Source organism: Azonexus hydrophilus (genome assembly GCF_905120355.1).
GTDB lineage: Bacteria > Pseudomonadota > Gammaproteobacteria > Burkholderiales > Rhodocyclaceae > Azonexus.
This window is the reverse complement of the sequence record NZ_CAJHOB010000008.1, coordinates 112,458-131,126: the sequence shown is the minus strand read 5'-3', so window position 1 is coordinate 131,126 and position 18,669 is coordinate 112,458. Positions and strand designations below refer to the sequence as shown.

General features: G+C 61.0%; 13 protein-coding genes. 10 read left to right on the top strand and 3 right to left on the bottom strand.

All coding sequences use genetic code 11. The annotated features are described in order from the left end of the window. Positions 1 to 2: 2 nt before the first annotated feature. Positions 3 to 2,369, bottom strand: a complete 2,367-nt coding sequence (locus tag JYJ39_RS08235; protein WP_205203535.1) for a penicillin-binding protein 1A — start codon at positions 2,367 to 2,369, stop codon at positions 3 to 5. 163 nt (positions 2,370 to 2,532) lie between these two features. On the opposite strand from JYJ39_RS08235, the gene JYJ39_RS08230 reads away from it, so the two are divergent. From JYJ39_RS08230 to aroB, 7 genes are all read left to right on the top strand, one after another. Further along, positions 2,533 to 3,618 carry a pilus assembly protein PilM gene (locus tag JYJ39_RS08230; RefSeq protein WP_205203533.1) on the top strand — a complete coding sequence of 362 codons (1,086 nt, stop codon included), beginning with the start codon at positions 2,533 to 2,535 and terminating at the stop codon, positions 3,616 to 3,618. Further along, complete coding sequence (locus JYJ39_RS08225; protein ID WP_205203531.1) at positions 3,615 to 4,190, top strand: PilN domain-containing protein; 576 nt, start codon at positions 3,615 to 3,617, stop codon at positions 4,188 to 4,190. Before JYJ39_RS08230 ends, JYJ39_RS08225 begins: the two co-directional genes overlap by 4 nt. Then, positions 4,187 to 4,864 (top strand): type 4a pilus biogenesis protein PilO, encoded by a 678-nt coding sequence (locus tag JYJ39_RS08220; protein WP_205203530.1) that lies wholly within the window; start codon positions 4,187 to 4,189, stop codon positions 4,862 to 4,864. Before JYJ39_RS08225 ends, JYJ39_RS08220 begins: the two co-directional genes overlap by 4 nt. Beyond that, positions 4,861 to 5,418, top strand: coding sequence for a pilus assembly protein PilP (locus JYJ39_RS08215; RefSeq protein WP_205203529.1), 558 nt, complete (start codon positions 4,861 to 4,863; stop codon positions 5,416 to 5,418). The genes JYJ39_RS08220 and JYJ39_RS08215 overlap by 4 nt, the downstream gene beginning before the upstream one ends. After that, positions 5,415 to 7,607, top strand: coding sequence for a type IV pilus secretin family protein (gene pilQ, locus JYJ39_RS08210; RefSeq protein ID WP_205203528.1), 2,193 nt, complete (start codon positions 5,415 to 5,417; stop codon positions 7,605 to 7,607). Before JYJ39_RS08215 ends, pilQ begins: the two co-directional genes overlap by 4 nt. A 120-nt stretch (positions 7,608 to 7,727) precedes the next feature. Beyond that, complete coding sequence (locus JYJ39_RS08205) at positions 7,728 to 8,228, top strand: shikimate kinase (RefSeq protein ID WP_205203603.1); 501 nt, start codon at positions 7,728 to 7,730, stop codon at positions 8,226 to 8,228. Further along, positions 8,207 to 9,310 (top strand): 3-dehydroquinate synthase, encoded by a 1,104-nt coding sequence (gene aroB / locus JYJ39_RS08200; RefSeq protein WP_205203527.1) that lies wholly within the window; start codon positions 8,207 to 8,209, stop codon positions 9,308 to 9,310. Before JYJ39_RS08205 ends, aroB begins: the two co-directional genes overlap by 22 nt. Positions 9,311 to 9,339: 29 nt before the next feature. Here the strand turns inward: aroB and JYJ39_RS08195 are convergent, their stop codons facing one another. Both JYJ39_RS08195 and JYJ39_RS08190 read right to left on the bottom strand, forming a co-directional pair. Further along, positions 9,340 to 12,000, bottom strand: a complete 2,661-nt coding sequence (locus JYJ39_RS08195) for a PD-(D/E)XK nuclease family protein (RefSeq protein WP_205203526.1) — start codon at positions 11,998 to 12,000, stop codon at positions 9,340 to 9,342. Next, a complete protein-coding gene (locus tag JYJ39_RS08190; protein WP_205203525.1) occupies positions 11,997 to 14,198 on the bottom strand; it encodes a patatin-like phospholipase family protein in 2,202 nt (733 codons plus the stop codon). Before JYJ39_RS08190 ends, JYJ39_RS08195 begins: the two co-directional genes overlap by 4 nt. A 161-nt stretch (positions 14,199 to 14,359) precedes the next feature. On the opposite strand from JYJ39_RS08190, the gene JYJ39_RS08185 reads away from it, so the two are divergent. The 3 genes from JYJ39_RS08185 to JYJ39_RS08175 all read left to right on the top strand — a co-directional run bounded on the left by JYJ39_RS08185 (position 14,360) and on the right by JYJ39_RS08175 (position 18,668). Further along, positions 14,360 to 14,854 carry a hypothetical protein gene (locus tag JYJ39_RS08185; RefSeq protein WP_205203524.1) on the top strand — a complete coding sequence of 165 codons (495 nt, stop codon included), beginning with the start codon at positions 14,360 to 14,362 and terminating at the stop codon, positions 14,852 to 14,854. A gap of 71 nt (positions 14,855 to 14,925) precedes the next feature. Further along, on the top strand, positions 14,926 to 17,001 hold the full coding sequence (locus tag JYJ39_RS08180) for a site-specific recombinase (RefSeq protein WP_205203522.1): 2,076 nt from the start codon (positions 14,926 to 14,928) through the stop codon (positions 16,999 to 17,001). Further along, entirely contained in the window at positions 17,001 to 18,668 is a 1,668-nt protein-coding gene (locus tag JYJ39_RS08175) for an autotransporter assembly complex protein TamA (RefSeq protein ID WP_205203520.1), read from the top strand. Before JYJ39_RS08180 ends, JYJ39_RS08175 begins: the two co-directional genes overlap by 1 nt. The last annotated feature ends 1 nt before the right edge of the window (position 18,669 follow it).

Genomic DNA, 18,669 nt, shown 5'->3' with positions numbered 1-18,669 from the left:
CGTCAGTGCCGGTCGTAACTGCTCGGCAGGTCGGCGGTGCTGGCAGGGACGATGCCGACGGCTTGTGCCGCAGGGGCTTTGCGTTCTTCCGGGAGGGCTGCCCCCGGTTCGCCTGCCGGCGACTCATCTGAGTGCAGCAGCGGTAGATTTTCGGTGTACATCAGACTGCGACCGTCACCGCCCGGTGGTGCGGTGAGGCCGCTGGGGGGGCTCGGGATCTGCTCTGGAACGCCGCGTAGAGCCGTCTGCATGTATGCGATCCAGATGGGCAATGCGGCGACGCCGCCGGTTTCCCGGCTGCCCAGTTTTTTCGGCTGGTCGTACCCCATCCAGGCGCAACCGGCGACCGTGGCCTGGTAGCCACAGAACCAGGCGTCGTAATAATCATTGGTGGTGCCCGTTTTTCCTGCCAGATCGCGTCGTTTGAGCTGCGCCGAGGCGCGGGCTGCCGTACCGAAGAGGGTGACGTCACGCAGCATTGAGTCCATCAGCCAAGCGTTGCGCGGGTCAATGGCGCGGATGTTTTCGTCGCCAGCCTTGGGCACGGCGCTGTTGGCGATTACCTTGTTCTTGTTGTCGTGAATTTCCTTGACGATATGCGGCGTGATACGGAAACCACCGTTGGCGAACACGGCGTTGGCAGCGGCCATCTGCCAGGCGGTTACCGACCCGGCGCCCAGGGCCATGGTCAGGTAGGGCGGATGTTTGTCGGCGTCGAAACCGAAGCGGGTGACATAGTCTTGCGCGTAGCGGGTACCGATGGCCTGCAGGATACGGATCGAAACCATGTTTTTCGATTTCATCAATCCGGTGCGCATGCTCATCGGGCCATCGTACTTGCCGTCGTAGTTTTTCGGCTCCCAGGCCTGCGAGCCGGTTTCGCCCGCGGAAACCACCAATGGTTCGTCAGCCACTACGCTGCCAGGGTGGAAACCTTTTTCCAGGGCGGCGGAATAGATGAAGGGTTTGAAACTCGAACCGGGTTGCCGCCAGGCTTGCGTGACATGGTTGAACATGTTGCGGTTGAAGTCAAAACCACCGACCAGGGCGCGAATGCTTCCGTCTTGTGGCGAGAGGGCGACAAAGGCGGCTTCAACTTCGGGCAATTGGCTGATCTGCCACTCTCCTTTATCGTTCTTGAGTAGGCGCATGATCGCGCCACGGCGTAGGCGCTTGTTTGGCGGCGCCTGGTTGTCGAGCATGCGGGCCGCAAATTTCAGGCTGTCTCCGCGCAGGGTGATGTTTTCGCCGCCCTTGATGTAGGCGCGGATCTCCTTGCTGTCGGCGGCCAGCACCAGGGCTGGGCGCAGGTCGCCGGCATCGCTGATGTCTTGCAGCAGGACATCGATGGCTTCGTCCTGATCGGAGTTGATGTCTTTGAGGTCAAGGTAGGCTTCGGCGCCCCGGTAGCCATTGCGCCGGTCATAATCAAGAACGCCTTTGCGTAGAGCCTGGTATGCGGCTTCCTGTTCGGCCTTGACCAGGGTGGTGTACACCTTGATGCCTGCGGTATAGGCGTTCTCGGGAAAGCTGTCGGCAGCGATCTGGCGGGCCATCTCAGCTGCATATTCTGCATGCACGGCATACTCCGAGAGCTCGCGCTTGATGATCAGGGGCTCTTTTAATGCCGCTTCATATTGTGCCGAATTGATGTAATTGAGCTCGCGCATGCGTCGCAGCACGTACTCTTGGCGAATTCTCGCCCGGCGTGGGTTGGCGATAGGGTTATAGGCGGAGGGGGCTTTGGGTAGCCCGGCCAGCATGGCTGCTTCAGCGATGGAAATTTGTGCCAGCGGTTTGCCGAAGTAAATCTGGGCGGCAGCGGCAAAACCGTAAGCCCGTTGGCCGAGGAAGATCTGGTTGATGTAAAGCTCCAGAATCTGGTCCTTGCTCAAGCTGCTCTCGATCTTGAGTGATAGCAGTGCTTCGTAGAGCTTGCGGGTATAGGTCTTCTCCGTGGTCAGGAAAAAGTTGCGCGCCACTTGCTGCGTGATGGTGGAGGCGCCCTGTGTTTTCGAACCGCGCAGCAGATTGGCGCTTGCCGCGCGCAGGATGCCCATGTAGTCTATGCCAATGTGCTGGTAGAAGCGGTCATCTTCTGCCGCCAGGATGGCCTGCTTCATCACGGTGGGGACCGCATCAATGGCGACGACGGCACGACGTTCTTCGCCAAATTCACCCATCAGGAAACCGTCTGCGGTGTAAATTCGCATGGGAATCTTGGGATGATAGTCGGTCAGTACGCCCAGCGATGGCAGGTTGGGGTAGGCAAGCGCAATGATGATGGCGACGATGGCAACAGCAACCGCGGCCAGACCGAGAATGGCAAGCAGGGGATAAATGATGAGGATGCGCAGGGCGAAGGGCATACTGGACTGGCGTCAGGAAGAAAAGTGTGGCCGAATTATACGCCCGGGCTTCAGGGCGGCCCAAAAGTGCTTTACAGTCCTTCAAAGTTGCTGTTAGCATCTCAAGTGAATTATTGCTTTTGTTTCTAACCTCGTAATCTATAAGTATTTTTTTGGGGGTGTGGTGGGTTTCGATATCTCCGCTTTCTTAAATCCCAAGGCGCGCACTCTGCTTGGTCTGGACATTAGTTCGTCCGCGGTCAAATTCGTCGAGCTTGCTGCCAATGGGAAAGATGGCTATCGCGTCGAGCGCTACGCCATTGAAGTGTTGCCGAAGGATTCCGTCACCGACGGCAATATCACTAATCTCGATGCGGTAGTTGATGCCATCAAGCGGGCGTGGAAACGCCTGGGTACATCCACGCGCAACGTCGCCATGGCATTGCCGGCATCTGCCGTGATCACCAAGAAGATCATTGTCGCGGCTGGCTTGCGCGAGGAAGAGCTGGAGGTGCAGGTGGAAACCGAAGCCAACCAGTACATTCCTTTTCCGCTGGACGATGTCAATCTCGATTACCAGATCATCGGCCCCGCACCGTCGATGCCTGACGAGGTGGAAGTGCTGATCGCAGCTTCCAAGAAAGAACGTGTCGAAGACCGGGTGGCGGCAGCGGAAGCTTCCGGGCTGAAGGTGCTGGTGGTGGATGTTGATTCGCTGGCCAAGCTGGCTGCCTTTGAACTGGTCGAGCGGCAGTTGCCCGATGGTGGCAAGGATCAGATTGTGGCCCTGGTTGATATTGGCGCCAGCGCCATGCATCTGACGGTCCTGAAGAATGGACAACAGGTGTATGCCCGTGAGCAGGCTTTTGGCGGTGGCCAGCTGACACAGGATATTGCCCGCCATTACGGCATGAACCAGGAAGAAGCTGAAGCGGCCAAACGCACCGGCAATCTGCCGGAAGGTTATGAGGCCGAACTGCTGGTGCCGTTCATGGAGAACCTGGCGCTTGAAGTTTCTCGTGCCCTGCAGTTCTTCTTCACGTCCACTCAGTTCAGCAAGGTTGACCACATCGTGCTTGCCGGTGGCTGTGCTTCCATTCACGGCGTTGATGAAGTGGTGGCGACCCGCACCCAGTTCGATACTCTGGTGGCGAACCCATTTGCCAATATGGTGCTGTCCGACCGGGTACGCGCCCGTGCGCTGCTGACCGATGCGTCGGCTTTGATGGTGGCCTGCGGTCTGGCCTTGCGGAGGTTTGATACAGCATGATACGGATCAACCTGTTGCCGCACCGTGAGGCGGCTAAAAAGGCCCGGCGTGAGCAGTTCTATGTGCTTTTTGGCTTGGTGGCATTGCTCGCGGCAGTCATTATTTTCGCGGTCTACACCCTGATCGAAACGCAGATCGAGCAGCAGAACCGAAAGAATGATTTCCTCAAGCAGGAAATTGCGGTGCTGGACAAGCAGCTGGAAGAAATCAAGCAACTGCGGGAAAAAACCAACGCGCTGCTGGCGCGCAAAAAGGTTATCGAAGATCTGCAGCGTGATCGCGGCGAAACCGTCTATCTGTTGAGTGAATTGACGCAACAGGTGCCGGAAGGTGTGTATCTCAAATCGCTCAAGCAGGACGGGCTCAAGGTGAATATCGCGGGTTATGCGCAATCGAACGCGCGCGTTTCCGCGCTGATGCGTAATCTCGAGGCGTCGCCGTGGCTGGAGCAGCCGATACTGATCGAAACCAAGGCGGTGGTTCTGGATGGGCGGCGGGTCAACGAATTTTCCATGAGCTTCAGCTTGACGCGAGCCGCTGCTGACGAGAATACCGGGGAGAAGGCAAAATGAGTAACAAATCTCCTGGGCTCAAGGAAACTTTGGGGAAAATCGATATTCAGGCCGTGCTTGAAGACTTTCGTCACCTGAATCCAAATGATCCGGGCGCCTGGCCGCTGGTTCCAAAAATCGTCATCCTGATTGGTTTCCTCTTGCTGCTGCTGGTCGGTGGTTGGTGGTTCCTGTGGGATGCGCAACTGACGACCCTGACGACGGCTGAAACCGAGGAACAAACCCTGAAAGACCAGTACCTCGTGAAGAAACGGCAGGCGGTGAATCTGGATCTCTATGTGCAGCAACTCGCCGAAATTGACCGTTCTTTTGGTGCGCTACTCAAGCAGTTGCCGAACAAATCCGAGATGGAGGCCCTGCTGATCGAGGTCAACCAGGCTGGCCTGGGGCGTGGCCTGCAGTTTGAGCTGTTCCGTCCCTCCGCCGAACAGGCGAAGGATTTTTATGCGGAATTGCCTGTCACGGTGAAAATCAACGGGCCGTACCATGATATCGGTGCCTTTGCTGCGGATATCGGCAAATTGCCACGCATCGTGACCCTTAACGGGATCGCCATTGCGCCAGTCAAGGGCGGCGCCCTGACGCTGGATGCCACGGTGAAAACCTTCCGTTACCTTGATGACGAGGAAGTTGCACAGCAGAAACAGAATGAAAAGAAAGGGGCGAAAAAGTGAAGAAAACACTTGTGCCAGCCCTTGGCCTGATCATGAGCCTGCTGCTGGCAGCCTGTGCTGGCGGCGAGCATGATGACCTGCGGCTGTGGATGGAAGAAAACAGTCGTGATTTGCGCGGCCGGGTCGACCCCTTGCCCGAAGTCAAACCCTACGAGCCGATTCCTTACGAAGTTGCAGATCAGGTCGATCCTTTCCAGAGTAGCAAGATCGAACCGACTTCGCGGCGCGGGCAGGGGGCCGGCAATGCCGGTCAGTTCCAGCCTGATTTCGAGGCGCGCGATCTGCGTAACAGCGTGCTGGAGAAATATCCGCTGGAGTCTTTGACCATGATCGGTCGTCTGGTTGTCAATAATCAGCCGCTTGCCGTCATCAAATACGAAGACAACGTCCGCCAGGTCAAGGTGGGTGACTATATCGGCCTGGATTTCGGGATGGTGACGCAAGTCACTGAAAATGAAGTGAAATTACGTGAATTAATTCAGGATTCTGCGGGCGAATGGACCGAACGGCAGAGTTCGTTGCACCTGCAGACCACGGAGGGGAGTAGCCAATGAAATGGGTTAAATATGCAGTCGCAGCCTGGATGGGTTGCGCCGCGCTGGTTTCCGGCGCGCAGGCGGAGGAGGCCAAGGCCACGGCAAGTGCCAACGCCAATGCAATCGAGGCCATCAATACGTCGCGTAACGGCAACGAGATCGCCATCAAGATCGATCTCAACAAACACATGGCGTCTCCTCCGGCGAGTTTTGCGGTGTCCAATCCGCCCAAGGTGGCACTTGATTTTCTGGGTACGGTGAACGCTCTGGGTAAGAACACGCAACAGGTGAATGAAGGTGATCTGCGCAGCCTGAACGTGGTCCAGGTCGGCGACAAGACCCGGGTGGTGCTCAACCTGGTACGCTCGATGAACTACAACACCCGGGTCGATGGCAACTCGCTGTACGTCACCTTGACGCCGATTGAACGCGTCAATGATGTGGCTGCCGAGCGCAGCCAGCGCTTCCAGGAAGCCAACCCGCTGAGTACCGGGCATGCGGTGCGTGATCTGGTGTTCCGCCGTGGCAAGGATGGCGAAGGGCGTGTTGTGGTGGATCTGAGCGATCCGGGCACTGCAATCGACATCCGTAAGCAAGGTGCGAATCTGGTAGTCGATTTCATCAAGACCACCTTGCCGGAAAACCTGCGGCGCAAGCTCGACGTGACCGATTTCGCCACCCCGGTGCTGGCGGTGGAAACGAAGCCGGTGGGGCAGAACACCCGCCTGACGATTTCGCCCAAGGGCGCCTGGGAACACAATGCCTATCAGGCAGATAACCAGTTCATCGTCGAAGTCAAACAGATCGTCGAGGATCCGAACAAGCTGGTGCAAGGGACCAAGATCGGCTACCAGGGACCGCGTGTCAGCATCAATTACCAGAATGGTGATGTGCGCGCCCTGCTGCGTCTGATGGCGGAGGAGCTGGGCCTGAACGCAGTGATCAGCGAAACGGTGACCGGAACGACCACCCTGGTGCTGAAGGATGTGCCGGCGGATCAGGTGATCGACATCATTTTCCAGCAAAAAGGGCTGGACATGCGCAAGAAGGGCAACATCATCATGATCGCCCCGCGCGATGAAATTGCGACGCGTGAAAAACTCGATTTCGAATCGCGCCAGCAGATCCGCGAACTGGAGCCGTTGCAGACCGAGCAGTTTGCGCTCAATTACCAGAAGGCGGGTGAAGTCGCCGCCTTGCTGGCTGGCCCCGGTGGGGCTTCGGAGGCCGAAGCGGGGAGCAGCGCTTCCCAGCGCATTCTCAGCAAGCGTGGCAGTGCGGTGGCGGACAAGCAGTCGAACATCCTGTTCGTCTCGGATATTCCGACCAAGCTGGAAGAAATTCGTGCCTTTATCAAGACTATTGATGTTGGCGCGCGCCAAGTGCTGATTGAGGCGCGGATTGTTGAGGCGCAGGATAGTTTCCAGCGAGAAATAGGAGCGAAACTTGGGTTGACCAATTCGCGTGCGTCAAATCTTGGAAATTCTCACTGGGGTGTTGTGGGTGGCAAGCTTTCTCCCAGTCAGATTGATATGTCCAAGGTGACTGATATTGGGGTGACTCAACCGACAACGCTGCTGACACAGGCTGCAATGGCAGGAACCAATCTTCCCCTGCCGGCTAAAGGTGGCAACCTAGCTCTTTCCCTATTCAACTCCTCTCTCACCCGCATTCTCAACCTGGAAATCGCGGCGATGGAAGGAGATGGCTTGGGTAAGGTGGTTTCCAGCCCACGCGTGGTGACGGCGAACAATGTCAAGGCGAAGATCGAAGACGGTACGGAAATTCCCTACGTGACGTTGCAAAGCTCCGGTGGGACCAGCACGGCGACGGTCAACTTCAAGGCGGCCAAGTTGTCCCTGGAAGTGGTGCCGCAGATCACGCCGGAAGGCACGGTGAGCATGAATCTGATCGTCAAGAAGGAAGAGGCTGACTGGACCAAGGCGGTCGTGCTCAATGGTTATGCCAACCCGCCGATCAAGAGCTCCATCGTCGAGACCAACGTGGTGGTCGATAACGGCGGCACGGTGGTGATTGGTGGTGTGTTCATCACCGATACCCAGCGCAATGTTGAGAAAGTGCCGCTGCTGGGCGATATTCCGGCCCTCGGCTGGTTGTTCAAGTACCGCAAGGAAGATTCCAAACGGCGGGAATTGCTGGTCTTCATTACCCCGCGCATCATTTCGGACAAGATGAGTCTGAACTGACAGACGGATCAAGCAAGCAGCAGGGCGGGTCATTGACCCGCCCTTTTTCTTCGTGAACCCGCGCGTCTCGGCTAGAATTTCGCGGTGGATAAAAATACCAACATCTATCTGGTCGGCCTGATGGGGGCTGGCAAAACGACGGTGGGGCGGCAATTGGCGCGACGACTGGGGCGGCGCTTCTATGATTCCGACCATGAAATCGTGGCGCGTACCGGTGTGCCTATCCCGACCATTTTCGAAATCGAAGGTGAGGCCGGCTTTCGCCGACGTGAAAGCCAGACCATCGCCGAACTGAGCGAGTTACGCGGCATCGTCATGGCGACCGGCGGTGGTGCGGTGCTGGCAGAAGAAAACCGCCACTGCCTGCAATCGACTGGCTGGGTGGTTTACCTCTGCGTCCCGCCGCTCTTGCTGCATCAACGCACCCGCAATGACCGCAACCGGCCACTGCTACAGGTGGAGGATCCGCTCGCCCGTCTGGAAAGTCTGCATGCTGTGCGCGATCCGCTGTACCGTGCCACCGCCCACCTCGTCGTGGAAGGAGGCATGCTGCTGGCGGCCGGCATCACCCATCACATACTCAGGGAGTTCAATCAGGCATGTGCACGCACCAGTTCGTGACGCAGGAGGTGGCGCTTGGCGAGCGCAGTTATCCCATTCACATCGGCAGTGGTCTGCTGCAGCGCGGCGATCTGTTGCTGCCGCACATCCGCAGCAAGAAAGTAGTGGTGGTGAGCAATACCACCGTCGCTCCACTCTATCTGGACAGCGTGCGTGCGACCCTGCGCGCCGGTGGCATCGATGTGTTGCCGGTCATCCTCCCGGATGGCGAGCAATACAAGACGTGGGAAACGCTCAACCAGGTCTTTGACGCCCTGCTGGGCAACCATTGTGAACGGAGTACACCGCTGCTTGCCCTGGGGGGCGGGGTGATTGGTGATATGGGCGGTTTCGCGGCAGCCTGCTACCAACGCGGCATGCCCTTCATCCAGATACCGACCACGCTGCTGGCCATGGTCGATTCCTCCGTAGGCGGCAAGACGGCGATCAACCACCCGCTGGGCAAGAACATGATTGGCGCTTTTTACCAGCCGCGACTGGTGCTGGCGGATATCGACACCCTGTCCACGCTGCCCGAGCGGGAATTGCGGGCGGGCATTGCCGAGGTGATCAAGTACGGCTTGATCCGTGATGCCGAGTTCATCGATTGGCTGGAAACACACATGCCGGCGCTGCTGGCGCGTGAGACAGGGGCGCTGATGACGGCCGTGGCCCGTTCCTGCGCGCACAAGGCGGAGGTGGTAGCGGCAGATGAGCGCGAAAGCGGAGAGCGCGCCTTGCTCAACCTGGGACACACCTTTGGTCATGCCATTGAAACCGGCCTGGGTTACGGTGCCTGGTTACACGGCGAAGCGATTGCCGCCGGCAGCGTCATGGCGGCTGAGTTGTCACGTGCGCTGGGGTGGCTGAGTAGGGCTGATGTGGTCCGCGTGCAGGCGCTGTTTGCCAGTGCTGGTTTGCCGGTGTGTGGTCCGCGCCTGGGCGCAGAACGCTATCTCGAGTTGATGCGGCACGACAAGAAAGTTCAAGACGGGCGTCTACGCCTGGTGCTGCTGCAGAAGCTGGGGCAGGCGGTGCTGTCGGACGTGGCCAGCGTCGACCAGATCGCTGCGGCAATCGATACCTGTTGCGCGCCAACCTGAATGCAGTAGGTTGTTGCCCGCGCCGCCTGCTAGCGGGCGGGGGCGCAGCTTTCCTGCCACAGGCGCTGTCGTTCGGCCAGGCGCAGGAGTGGCAAGACGTCGCAGTAACGCAGATCGTTTGCATCGTTGAGCACGACTGCCGCCGCACCATGCTCAATCTCGCTGGCGAGCTCCCCGATACTGCGCTGCCAGTGGTTGATGACAGCCTCCCAGGTGGTCAGGCCAGCTTGCGCATAAGGCTTGTTGGTTGCGGCGCTGACGGCAGGGACTTTGGCCAGTCGCTCCGGCTGTGCCGAAATACCGCTGAATCCAGGCTCATCGAGAACCACGCGGGCAAAACTGACGGTTTCCATGGCGCAGTCGCCAAAAGCAGCGTACAGCGGTAGCTGCGGTTCGCTGATGCGGTCGGCCAGCCAACTTTTCGTATCGACGGGACCGGTCTTGTAATCCAGTACGGCGAGGCTGCCGTCAGCGAGTTGATCGACCCGGTCAATGACGACACGGATGCGGAGGTTGCCCACTGCCAGCACTTTTTCCTGCTCGCAGGCGAGTACGCTAAAGGCACAGGGGCGCTCTGTTTCTACGGTCAGCCAGCGTTGCAGCAGGCGCTGCAGGCGCTCGCATTCAAGTTGGCGGAATTCCGCTGGCAGGGAAAAGCTTCCGTCCTGTTCAAAATCTGCCAGAGCAAGATGGATGGCCTCTGCGATAGCCGCTTGTCGTGACGCATCGTTTTGTGCGAGCAAACTGCCTTGGTCTTTGGTGGCCAACCAGAAATGTTGCAGCGCGGAGTGCACCAAAGTGCCACGCAGACTCGCATCCAGGCCATCGACGGGCGTTTCCAGCGCCGCAGCGGCCAGGCGGTAGCGATAGAAGGCCCAAGCCGGGCACAGCGCCTGCGCCTTGAGCACGCCGCTGCCGCCTTCAAGCAGCTCGCCAGAGGCAAGGGGTGGTGCCTTGGCATCATGTATGCGCTCATGCGGGCGACTGGCTGCCCGCGATGCTGCCAGGGTAAGGATGTGATCGCTCGCCAGCGGCGACACCACACTGTCTGGATCGAGCAGTGGGCTGGGGCGCAGGATGCGGTTGCCATCGCTGCTGGCCCAGGACAGGGTGACTTGCGGCGCTGCGCCGAGCAGGCGGGCATGGACCTTGCGGGCAAAAGCCAGTTCTACCGCCGCGCTGGCACGCGCGCAGCCGGCGGCCTGCTGGCTGGCGATGGGCAAGAGCGGATTCGGGCGGGCGGGCGGTGGCCAGAGCTCGTCATTCAAGCCCATGACCCAGAGCGCATCGAAGTGCAGGCCGGCGCTTTCCAGGACGCCGAGGATCTGGATGTGCGGTTCGCCCCGCGTTTGTGGCTGGAACAGCCGGCGGCGGCAGAGCTCGGCGAGGCGCTGCAGGGCGGTAGGGAAGGACAGCGGGCCGAGCAACGCATCGAACTGCCCGAGTTCATAGCACAGGGCCAGGAAAGCCTGTTGCACTTGAAACTCAACTGATGTGAGTGTTCGCTCACCCGGCCAGCCGGTGGTTTTGAGCAAGGCCGGCAGCTGCTGTGCCCACTGGCTGGGCAGTTGTCGCCGTGGCAGCGCCTGCGCGGCCGTCATGGTGGCGCGCAGGGCGTGAGCCGAACGGGAGGCGCCGGCAGCTGCCAGGCTGTGGAATACGCTGGCCCACTGGGGGGTGGCCGGCAGCTGGCGCCGCATGCGGGCTTCGCCCTGAGCGCGGGCATCCGCTTCGCTGTCGTCGCCGGCCCAGAAAGATCCCAGCAACAGCGGCGACATATCGGCTTGGGCGATGTGCGGGGTGGTGCGGCCCAGCAGGCGTAACAAGCTCAGGGCGGTCGCAATCAGGGGTTGCTGCGCCAGCGGTTCGCCCAGCGAAATGTTGTAGCTGCGCGGCATGTCGACGGCATCCGGGCGCAGACTGGCAGGGTGCAGGGTGGCGTCGAGCAGGCGGATGAGTGGCGTGCGTACACGCGACAGATCGGGGGCCACGATGCCCAGGCGGGCCTGTGGATTGGCCTGCAATTGTTTCTGCGCCCAGGCGACTGCGGCATGGCATTCAGCCAGGCTGTCGGCGCAAGGCTGATGCGTCACGCTGCCCGTGCTGCCGGCGGAGAGCTCCTGGCGCTCGACAGTGCAGCCGCGGGCGCTGAATGCGGCGAACAACCGCTCTTCCAGTGGCGTGAAGCGGTCGAAGCCTGCCAGTACGATGTGCTGCGGCAGGCTGCCGTAGCCGGCCTGCAGGAGTTCGACCAATGACTGCAGCTGATTAACCTGTGGCAGGCGCTGCAATTTTGTGCACTGGTTGAGAAAATCCTGTTGCCAGGCGGCAAAAGCGCGACTTTCCGGGCTCGCGGCGTGGGGTGCCGGCAGTTGCCAATGGGTCGCCAGCGCATGCGCAGCCATGGCTTCCGCCGCCAGTCCGCTCAGGTCGAAGAGTTCGGCTGACGCCTCGCCACCGATTGCCTGCGCCAGAACCACTTCCCAGAGCAGCTGCTCGCTTTCGGCAGTCAGTGCCGGCAGCAGCGTGGCACGACCGGACAGCAGGATTTCTTCTGCCATTTGCGTCTGCCATTGCGCCAGAGTCAGCGCTGCCGGCGTACGCCAGCGTTCAGTTACCGCGTCATTTGCCTGACGCAGGCTCTGGGCCAGCCGGCTGGTGGCGCACAGGTACAGGGTGCCGGGGGTCATGGTGTGCCGATGAACAAGAAGAGATTGGCGACCCCGCTGCCGGAATAGCCGAGGCCGATGTAGGCCGGGCCGAACGGTGTTTCGCCGCCAAGATAGAGCGCTGTGGAATCGAACCAGTCGTCGTTTCGGGTTTCGCTGAAGCGCCGGCCCAGACGCGCGGCTTCGAAGGCGATGCCGATCCGCATGTCGCCGCGCAGGCCCAGTGGCAGGCGGCCGATGATCTGCTCCATGCGCACGCCGGCGTAGCGGACCCGGTCGCCCAGTAGCTGGTTGGTGGCATAGGCCGTCATGTTGAGAAAGCCGCCCAGCCGTCCGGCGTCGTAGATGGGTAATTGGCCACGCGGCGAGTCGACGCTCGCCAGGCGGGCGGTGAAGACAGTGTCGCGGAGCTTGAAAGCGCCGCGTAATTCGAGATCGAGTTTGCTGTAGTCCTCTTTCGCCGAAGAAAAATAACGCATGTTTGCCGACCAGCCCCGGCTGGGGAAGTAGAGGCTATCGAAGCGGTCGAAATCGGCATCAAGTTGCCAGCCGCCAAAACTGGCGCGGACGTTGGGCAGAGTGAGCGAACCGATGTCCGGGGTATAGCGCTGCCTGTTCTGCCGCCAGCCCAGGCGCAGCGCGCCATAGGTGCGCGCGTTGTAGCCCAGCCACAGGGCAGCGTGTTCTTCCCGCACCTTGTACTGGGCAATGCGGTTGTTGTTTTCGTAGAGATTGATGCGCTCCTGGAGCAGGCCCAGTTCAACTTCGGAAAAGAAACGCTGGCGTGCCTCCAGTGGCTGGTACAGATTGAACAGCAGGCGGTTTTGTGTGCCCAGTTCGGTGTGGGCGAGAAATTCACCTCCCAAGGCATTGAGCTGTGTGCGATGGTAAGCGCCGCGCAGGCCGAAATTGCTGCCCTCGCTGGTGTCGGCCTGCAATTTGAGGCCAAAACGCAGGTAATCCGGGCCCCAGGGTTTTTCCACCGGCAGGATGCGCAGCACGGTGCGCTCGCGTTCGTTCAGGACCGTGTAGTCGACGCTTTCGTAACGGCCGTCGCCATAGATGCGCAATAAATCGCGGTCGATGCGCTCGGCGGATGCGGTATTCCCCGGTTCGATCGTGATGAAACGCTCGAGCGAGAGCGGGTGGGTGTGACGCAAACCGACGATTTCAATGCGGTCCACCGGTTTTGCCTGCGGCCGTGGGGCACGCAGACGGTTCTCCCAGGACGCGTAGTCGGATGCGGTCATGCTGAGCTGTTGCAGCCGGCTGACGACGGCTTCCGCCGCTGCTCTGCCTTGAGCAATGGCGTCATCGTGGCGTTGAAAGTCGACACTGCCGATGCCGTCCAGCACCGGCTGAATGTAGATGTCGGCGGTGCCTAGCTGGGCCCGCGAGCGGGTTGAATTCTGTTGTGTGAGGATGCCGATCATCTGTGCTGAAACGGTCAGCAGGGAGCCGACCTCCGCACTGGGCAGCAGCGGCGAACTGACGTCGACCGCGATGATGACGTCAGGCTGGCAACGTGTGCGCACCTCGCCGACGGGCAGGTTGTCCACCAGGCCGCCATCGACCAGTTTGTGTCCGGCATGTTCGACCGGGGCGAGCAGGCCCGGGACCGACATGCTGGCACGCATGGCCATGCTCAGAGGGCCCTGGCGCAACACGACCCGCTCGCCGGTGCCGATGTCGGTGGACAGGATGGACAGCGGCAGCGGCAGATCCTCGATGTGTCGTTCCAGTCGCTCGGCGCCGATCAGGCGATTGAAGAACAGTTTGATCTTCTGACCCGAAACGACACCGGTCTGATAGCGCACACCCTCTGGCCCGATGCCGGTTTCCGTGCCCGACAGATAACGGCGCTGAATCTGCCGGTTGCGCTGGCTCATTTCGGCGGATTCCGGGCTATCGATGAAAATGTCGCGCCAGTCCATCTCGGTCAGGTTGCGCCGCATCTCTTCCGGCGTCAGCCCGGCGGCCCACGCACCGGCCACCAGCGCGCCCATGCTGGTGGCGGCGATGCACGCGACGGGGACGCGTTCCCTCTGCAGCACCTCCAGCACCCCGATATGCGCGGCCCCGCGGGCACCGCCACCGCCGAGCACCAGCCCGACACGCGGCGCGGCAAGTGCGGGTGCGGTGAATAGCACCAGCAACAGGAATGCCAGGGGCAGCAGGCGGCGATGGGGTTCCTGGTGCAGGGAAAAAACCAAGGGCATGAGGCAGCGGAAAAATGAAGGGGGCAGGGGTCGTCGATATTAACCCGGAGGGGGCGGATTGCATGCGTTGCGGCAGGGAAACTCACGTCGGCAAACCGCCTTGCCTGTTGTCCGAGGCAGTACAATGCTCTCCCCATAACGCCTGAATCTGGAGTTGCCTGATGCGTCTGCCTCGTCTATTTGCGGTCATCCTGGCTGCCTTGAGTGGTGCGCTCCTGCCCGCTTGCGACATCGTCAATCTGCCGGAAATCAAGGTGGGGGTGACGGCGCAAAGCGAAGTGAAAAGGCGCATGGGCGAGCCGGGTTTCGTACACCACGATGCGGATGGCAGCGTGGTCTGGGAATACAGCCGGCAGCCGGCGGGCCGCACCTGCTACATGATCCGTTTCGATCGTCAGGGTATCGTCAGCGAGATGGCTCAGGTGCTGAGTCCGCCCTATTTTTCCCGGGCCACGCCTGGACTGACGCCGGATGAAATACGTCGGCTGTTCGGACAGCCGGCGCGCCGGCAGGTATTTGAGAACCTTAACGAAGAGGTCTGGGAATGGCGGGTGGAAGGCGAAAATCCGCTCGACGACAGCTATTTCAACGTCTATTTCAGCCTTGATGAAGGGCGGGTGAAGAAAAGTGGCCTGCGCATCGAGCACAAGGCGTGACCCCGCCCGGGCTGCGGCCGCATCGTGGCGGCCCGGTTATCATCCCCTCCCCGCACTACAGGTAGAACTGATTGAGACTGCTTTTTTCCCAGATGTTGCGCCGTTTGCGGCGCCAGGACATCGACCCGCACCAGCGTCTGCACAAGGCGCTGAATGACTTCCGTAACCCGGAGGCGGAACCGCTGGGCTTGTGCCGCCGGCTGGTGGCGGCCTTGCGCCCGGAAGATGGCGACCTTGTCGCCTGCCGTGAGCGCTATGAGAGCATGCTGGTGTGCCTGGAGAATGATGCCGATCTGCTGGCCGCTTTCCGCCAGCATCTGACCCATTTCGTCACCAGCCGGCGGGCGCTGAGTTTTCTGACGGATAGCGGCATTCTTCCAGGGACCGGGTTTTTCTCCGAGTGGTGGCATATCCTGGGCAGCCGCCTGCTGCCGGAAGTCCCTGACGAACGGCGGCTGATTGATTCGCTGCACCTCATATTTGACCGCCGCGATGACTGGGAATGGCTGGAGGCGATTCCTGCCGAGTTGTCGCAACGCTTCTGGGGGCTGCTGACTCTGCCCGAAATGGCGCAGGATATTGGTCAGCGCGGCTTCATCCAGCAGGTTCTGGATGCCGTGCTGTTGCTGGCGCATCGGGTCAGCGGCCTGGGGGTGGAAAGCGAGTTGATGCGGGCATCGCCGAATCCGGATCTCGACGTGCCCCGCTTCATTGCTCTGTCTACCGAGGCGCAGGCTTTTGTCGATGCTTTCCGGGCCGGGTTGGAGGGGCAGGATGCGGCGTTCGATGATGGCAGCCAGCTGCTGGTCATTGTGGACCAGTGCCAGGATACGCTGACCCGTATCCGCAAGCGGGCGCTCACTGTGGGCACCAGCCTGCGGCTGTCCTACTTCCTGACGCGCTGCGAGCAGAGCTTGCATCGCATAACTGAACTGACCGACATTCTGACTGCGCGTTTGCGCGGCGTGCCGCAAAGCGAGCGGATCAGCGGCTGGGGCGCTTTTGCCCGCGCTGCTTTTCTGGCCGAAAACCGCCGTCTGAGCTTGCGCCGCTACTGGCAGCAGCTGTCCAGCGTGCTGGCGGTACGGGTGACGGAGAACGCGGCGCAATCGGGCGAGCACTACATCTGCGAGGATGCGGCCGATTACCGCAAGATGTGGCGTGCCGCCGCGTCCGCGGGGGTCATCATTGCCTTGATGGCCTTTCTCAAGATCCAGGCGGGCACCCTGGGGGCGCCCTTGCTGATCGAGGCTTTCCTGTTCAGCATGATTTACGGACTGGGTTTCGTCCTCATCTACCTGCTTGATTTTACGGTGGCGACCAAACAGCCGGCCATGACCGCGCAGACGCTGGCCAGCCTGCTGGGTGATCTGAAGCCTACGCGCAGCGCCGAGCTGGAGCGCATCACCGACGTGGCGGCAGCGGTGAGCCGCAGCCAGCTGGCGGCAATTGGTGGCAATGTGATGGTGGCCTTGCCGGTGGCACTGCTGGTGGGCTTTGTCCTGACCCAACTGATGGCGGCGCCGGTGATCGATGTGCACAAAGCCGATCATCTGCTGGCCGATCTCGACCCACTCTCCTGGGCGGTGCCGCATGCGGCAATTGCCGGTTTCTACCTGTTCCTGTCCGGTCTCATCAACGGCTATTTCGACAATCAGGCGGCCTACGCCAACATTGGCGAACGCATCGGCCGTCTGCGCTGGCTGCAATTGCTGCTCGGCAAGCAGCGGGCGGCGCGCGTTGGTTGCTATGTTGGCGACCACCTGGGCGGCATCATGGGGAATTTCCTGTTCGGCTGCATGCTGGGTTCGACCGGCGTGATCGGCAAGATGCTCGGGTTGCCGCTGGATATTCGCCACATTGCCTTTGCCTCGGCCAATGTCGGCTACGCCGTGACGGGCTATGAGTTCCAGCTGGCCTGGCAAGCGATCCTGCTGGCCATGCTCGGAGTGGCCCTGATCGGACTGACCAATCTGGCCGTGAGTTTTGCTCTGGCTCTGCGCATGGCCCTGCGCGCGCGCCAGATCGAATTTGCCCATTGGGGGCCGTTGCTGGCGGCGGTATGGCAGCGTTTTCGCCGTCAGCCGCGCAGCTTCTTCATGCCGCCGCGCGGCGCCACCGGGCCGGCGGATGATCCGCCCTCCTGATGCGCAGGCTGGCCTTCTTCCTGTGCTGCGGGGTGGCCACTGCGCACGCAGATCTGCGTCTGGATGTGCCGGCAGATCTGGCAGCGCGGCTGCGGCCGCATCTGGCAGCCGAAAGCGGTGAGCGTCGCCTGCGTCAGACGAGCACGGACATCCTCGCCACCGAAGGTTATTTTTCGCCACAGATCGCTATCGACACGCAGGGCCATGATCTGCTGCTGCGCATCGACCCCGGGCCGCGCACGCACATCAGCAGCGCTGAAGTCGAGATTACCGGCGCGGTGACTCCCGAACGGCTTGCCGCCCTGCGCGAGCGCTGGCTGCTACCGGTGGGGCGGCCTTTCCGCCAGGAAGACTGGAATAACGCCAAGAACCAGCTGCTGAGTGATCTTCTGGCGGAAGAGCATGCGGCGGCGCGGTTGCTGGACAGTCTGGCCGATATCGATCCTGACACGCAGCGCGCAGCGCTGCAGGTCAGCTACGACGCGGGTCCGCGCTATCGCTACGGCGAGCTGGAGATTGACGGCCTGTACCGTTTTCGCCCGGAGCTGGTGGCGCGTTACAACGCCGATGTCCGTCCGGGCAAGGTGTATCGGGCAGAAGAAGTACAGGCGCTGGTCCACGCCTTGCAGAGCAGTCCATATTTCGCAACGGTGCGGGGAGAGCTCGATCTGGCGCAGGCTGTCAGCGATGGCGAAGCGGACAGCCTGCGGGCGCCGGTACGGCTGACGGTGCAGGAACAGCCAGTGCATCGTGCCCGCTTTGGTGTCGGCGCCAGTTCCAATACCGGAGCGCGGGTGGAGGCGAGCTACAGCACTATCGATTTTTTACGCCAAGCCTGGGAGCTTGATACCGGCGTGCGTCTGGAAGAAAAGCGGCAGACGTTCTACAGCGATGTGTTCCTGCCGCCGATGGGTGATGGGGTCCGCTACGGTGCGGGTTTCGTGGCGGAACAGAGTGATATCGAGCAACTGCGCATCCAGCGCCAGTCAGTGGGGGTGCAGCGGATCGAGCAGCGTGGCCGTCTGGAAGAACGGCTGTCACTCAACTGGCAGCATGAAAAACGTCAGCCCGGCGATGGTGACTGGACGACCAGCCGGGCGTTGGTGCCGAATGTCACCTGGACCTGGCGGAAACTGGATCAGATGCTGGATCCCCGGCGCGGTGTGGTGCTGCAGCTGAGTGTGGGAGGCGGCACGAAAAGCCTGCTGTCGGACGAGAATTTCCTGCGCTTGTATGGCCGCAGCCAGATTTATCTGCCCATTGGCACCCGCGATACCTTGAGTTTGCGGGCAGAGTTGGGGCGCACCTTCGCCCCTTCGCGCCAGCATGTGCCGCAGGATTACCTGTTCCGCACCGGGGGAACCGGCAGTGTGCGCGGTTACCAGTATCAGAGCCTGGGTATCAAGGAAGGCAATGCGACGTTGGGGGGACGTTATCTCGCCACTGCCAGCATCGAATACACCCATTGGCTGAACGACAGCTGGGGGGCGGCGGCCTTCGTCGATGCTGGTGATGCGGTTGACGCGCTGCAGGATGCCCGTCTGGCGGTAGGTTATGGCCTGGGCGCGCGCTGGCGTAGCCCGGCCGGACCGATCGGGGTTGATCTTGCGTATGGCAAGCGCAGCCGCGACTTGCTGTTGCATTTTTCCTTGGCGATTCCCTTCTGAA

Coding starts and splice junctions, on each gene's coding strand:
- JYJ39_RS08225 (WP_205203531.1), top strand. CDS start 3,615: ATGATACGGATCAACCTGTTGCCGCACCGTGAGGCGGCTAAAAAGGCC.
- JYJ39_RS08185 (WP_205203524.1), top strand. CDS start 14,360: ATGCGTCTGCCTCGTCTATTTGCGGTCATCCTGGCTGCCTTGAGTGGT.
- JYJ39_RS08195 (WP_205203526.1), bottom strand. CDS start 12,000: ATGACCCCCGGCACCCTGTACCTGTGCGCCACCAGCCGGCTGGCCCAG.
- JYJ39_RS08190 (WP_205203525.1), bottom strand. CDS start 14,198: ATGCCCTTGGTTTTTTCCCTGCACCAGGAACCCCATCGCCGCCTGCTG.
- JYJ39_RS08220 (WP_205203530.1), top strand. CDS start 4,187: ATGAGTAACAAATCTCCTGGGCTCAAGGAAACTTTGGGGAAAATCGAT.
- JYJ39_RS08205 (WP_205203603.1), top strand. CDS start 7,728: ATGGGGGCTGGCAAAACGACGGTGGGGCGGCAATTGGCGCGACGACTG.
- pilQ (WP_205203528.1), top strand. CDS start 5,415: ATGAAATGGGTTAAATATGCAGTCGCAGCCTGGATGGGTTGCGCCGCG.
- aroB (WP_205203527.1), top strand. CDS start 8,207: ATGTGCACGCACCAGTTCGTGACGCAGGAGGTGGCGCTTGGCGAGCGC.
- JYJ39_RS08235 (WP_205203535.1), bottom strand. CDS start 2,369: ATGCCCTTCGCCCTGCGCATCCTCATCATTTATCCCCTGCTTGCCATT.
- JYJ39_RS08175 (WP_205203520.1), top strand. CDS start 17,001: ATGCGCAGGCTGGCCTTCTTCCTGTGCTGCGGGGTGGCCACTGCGCAC.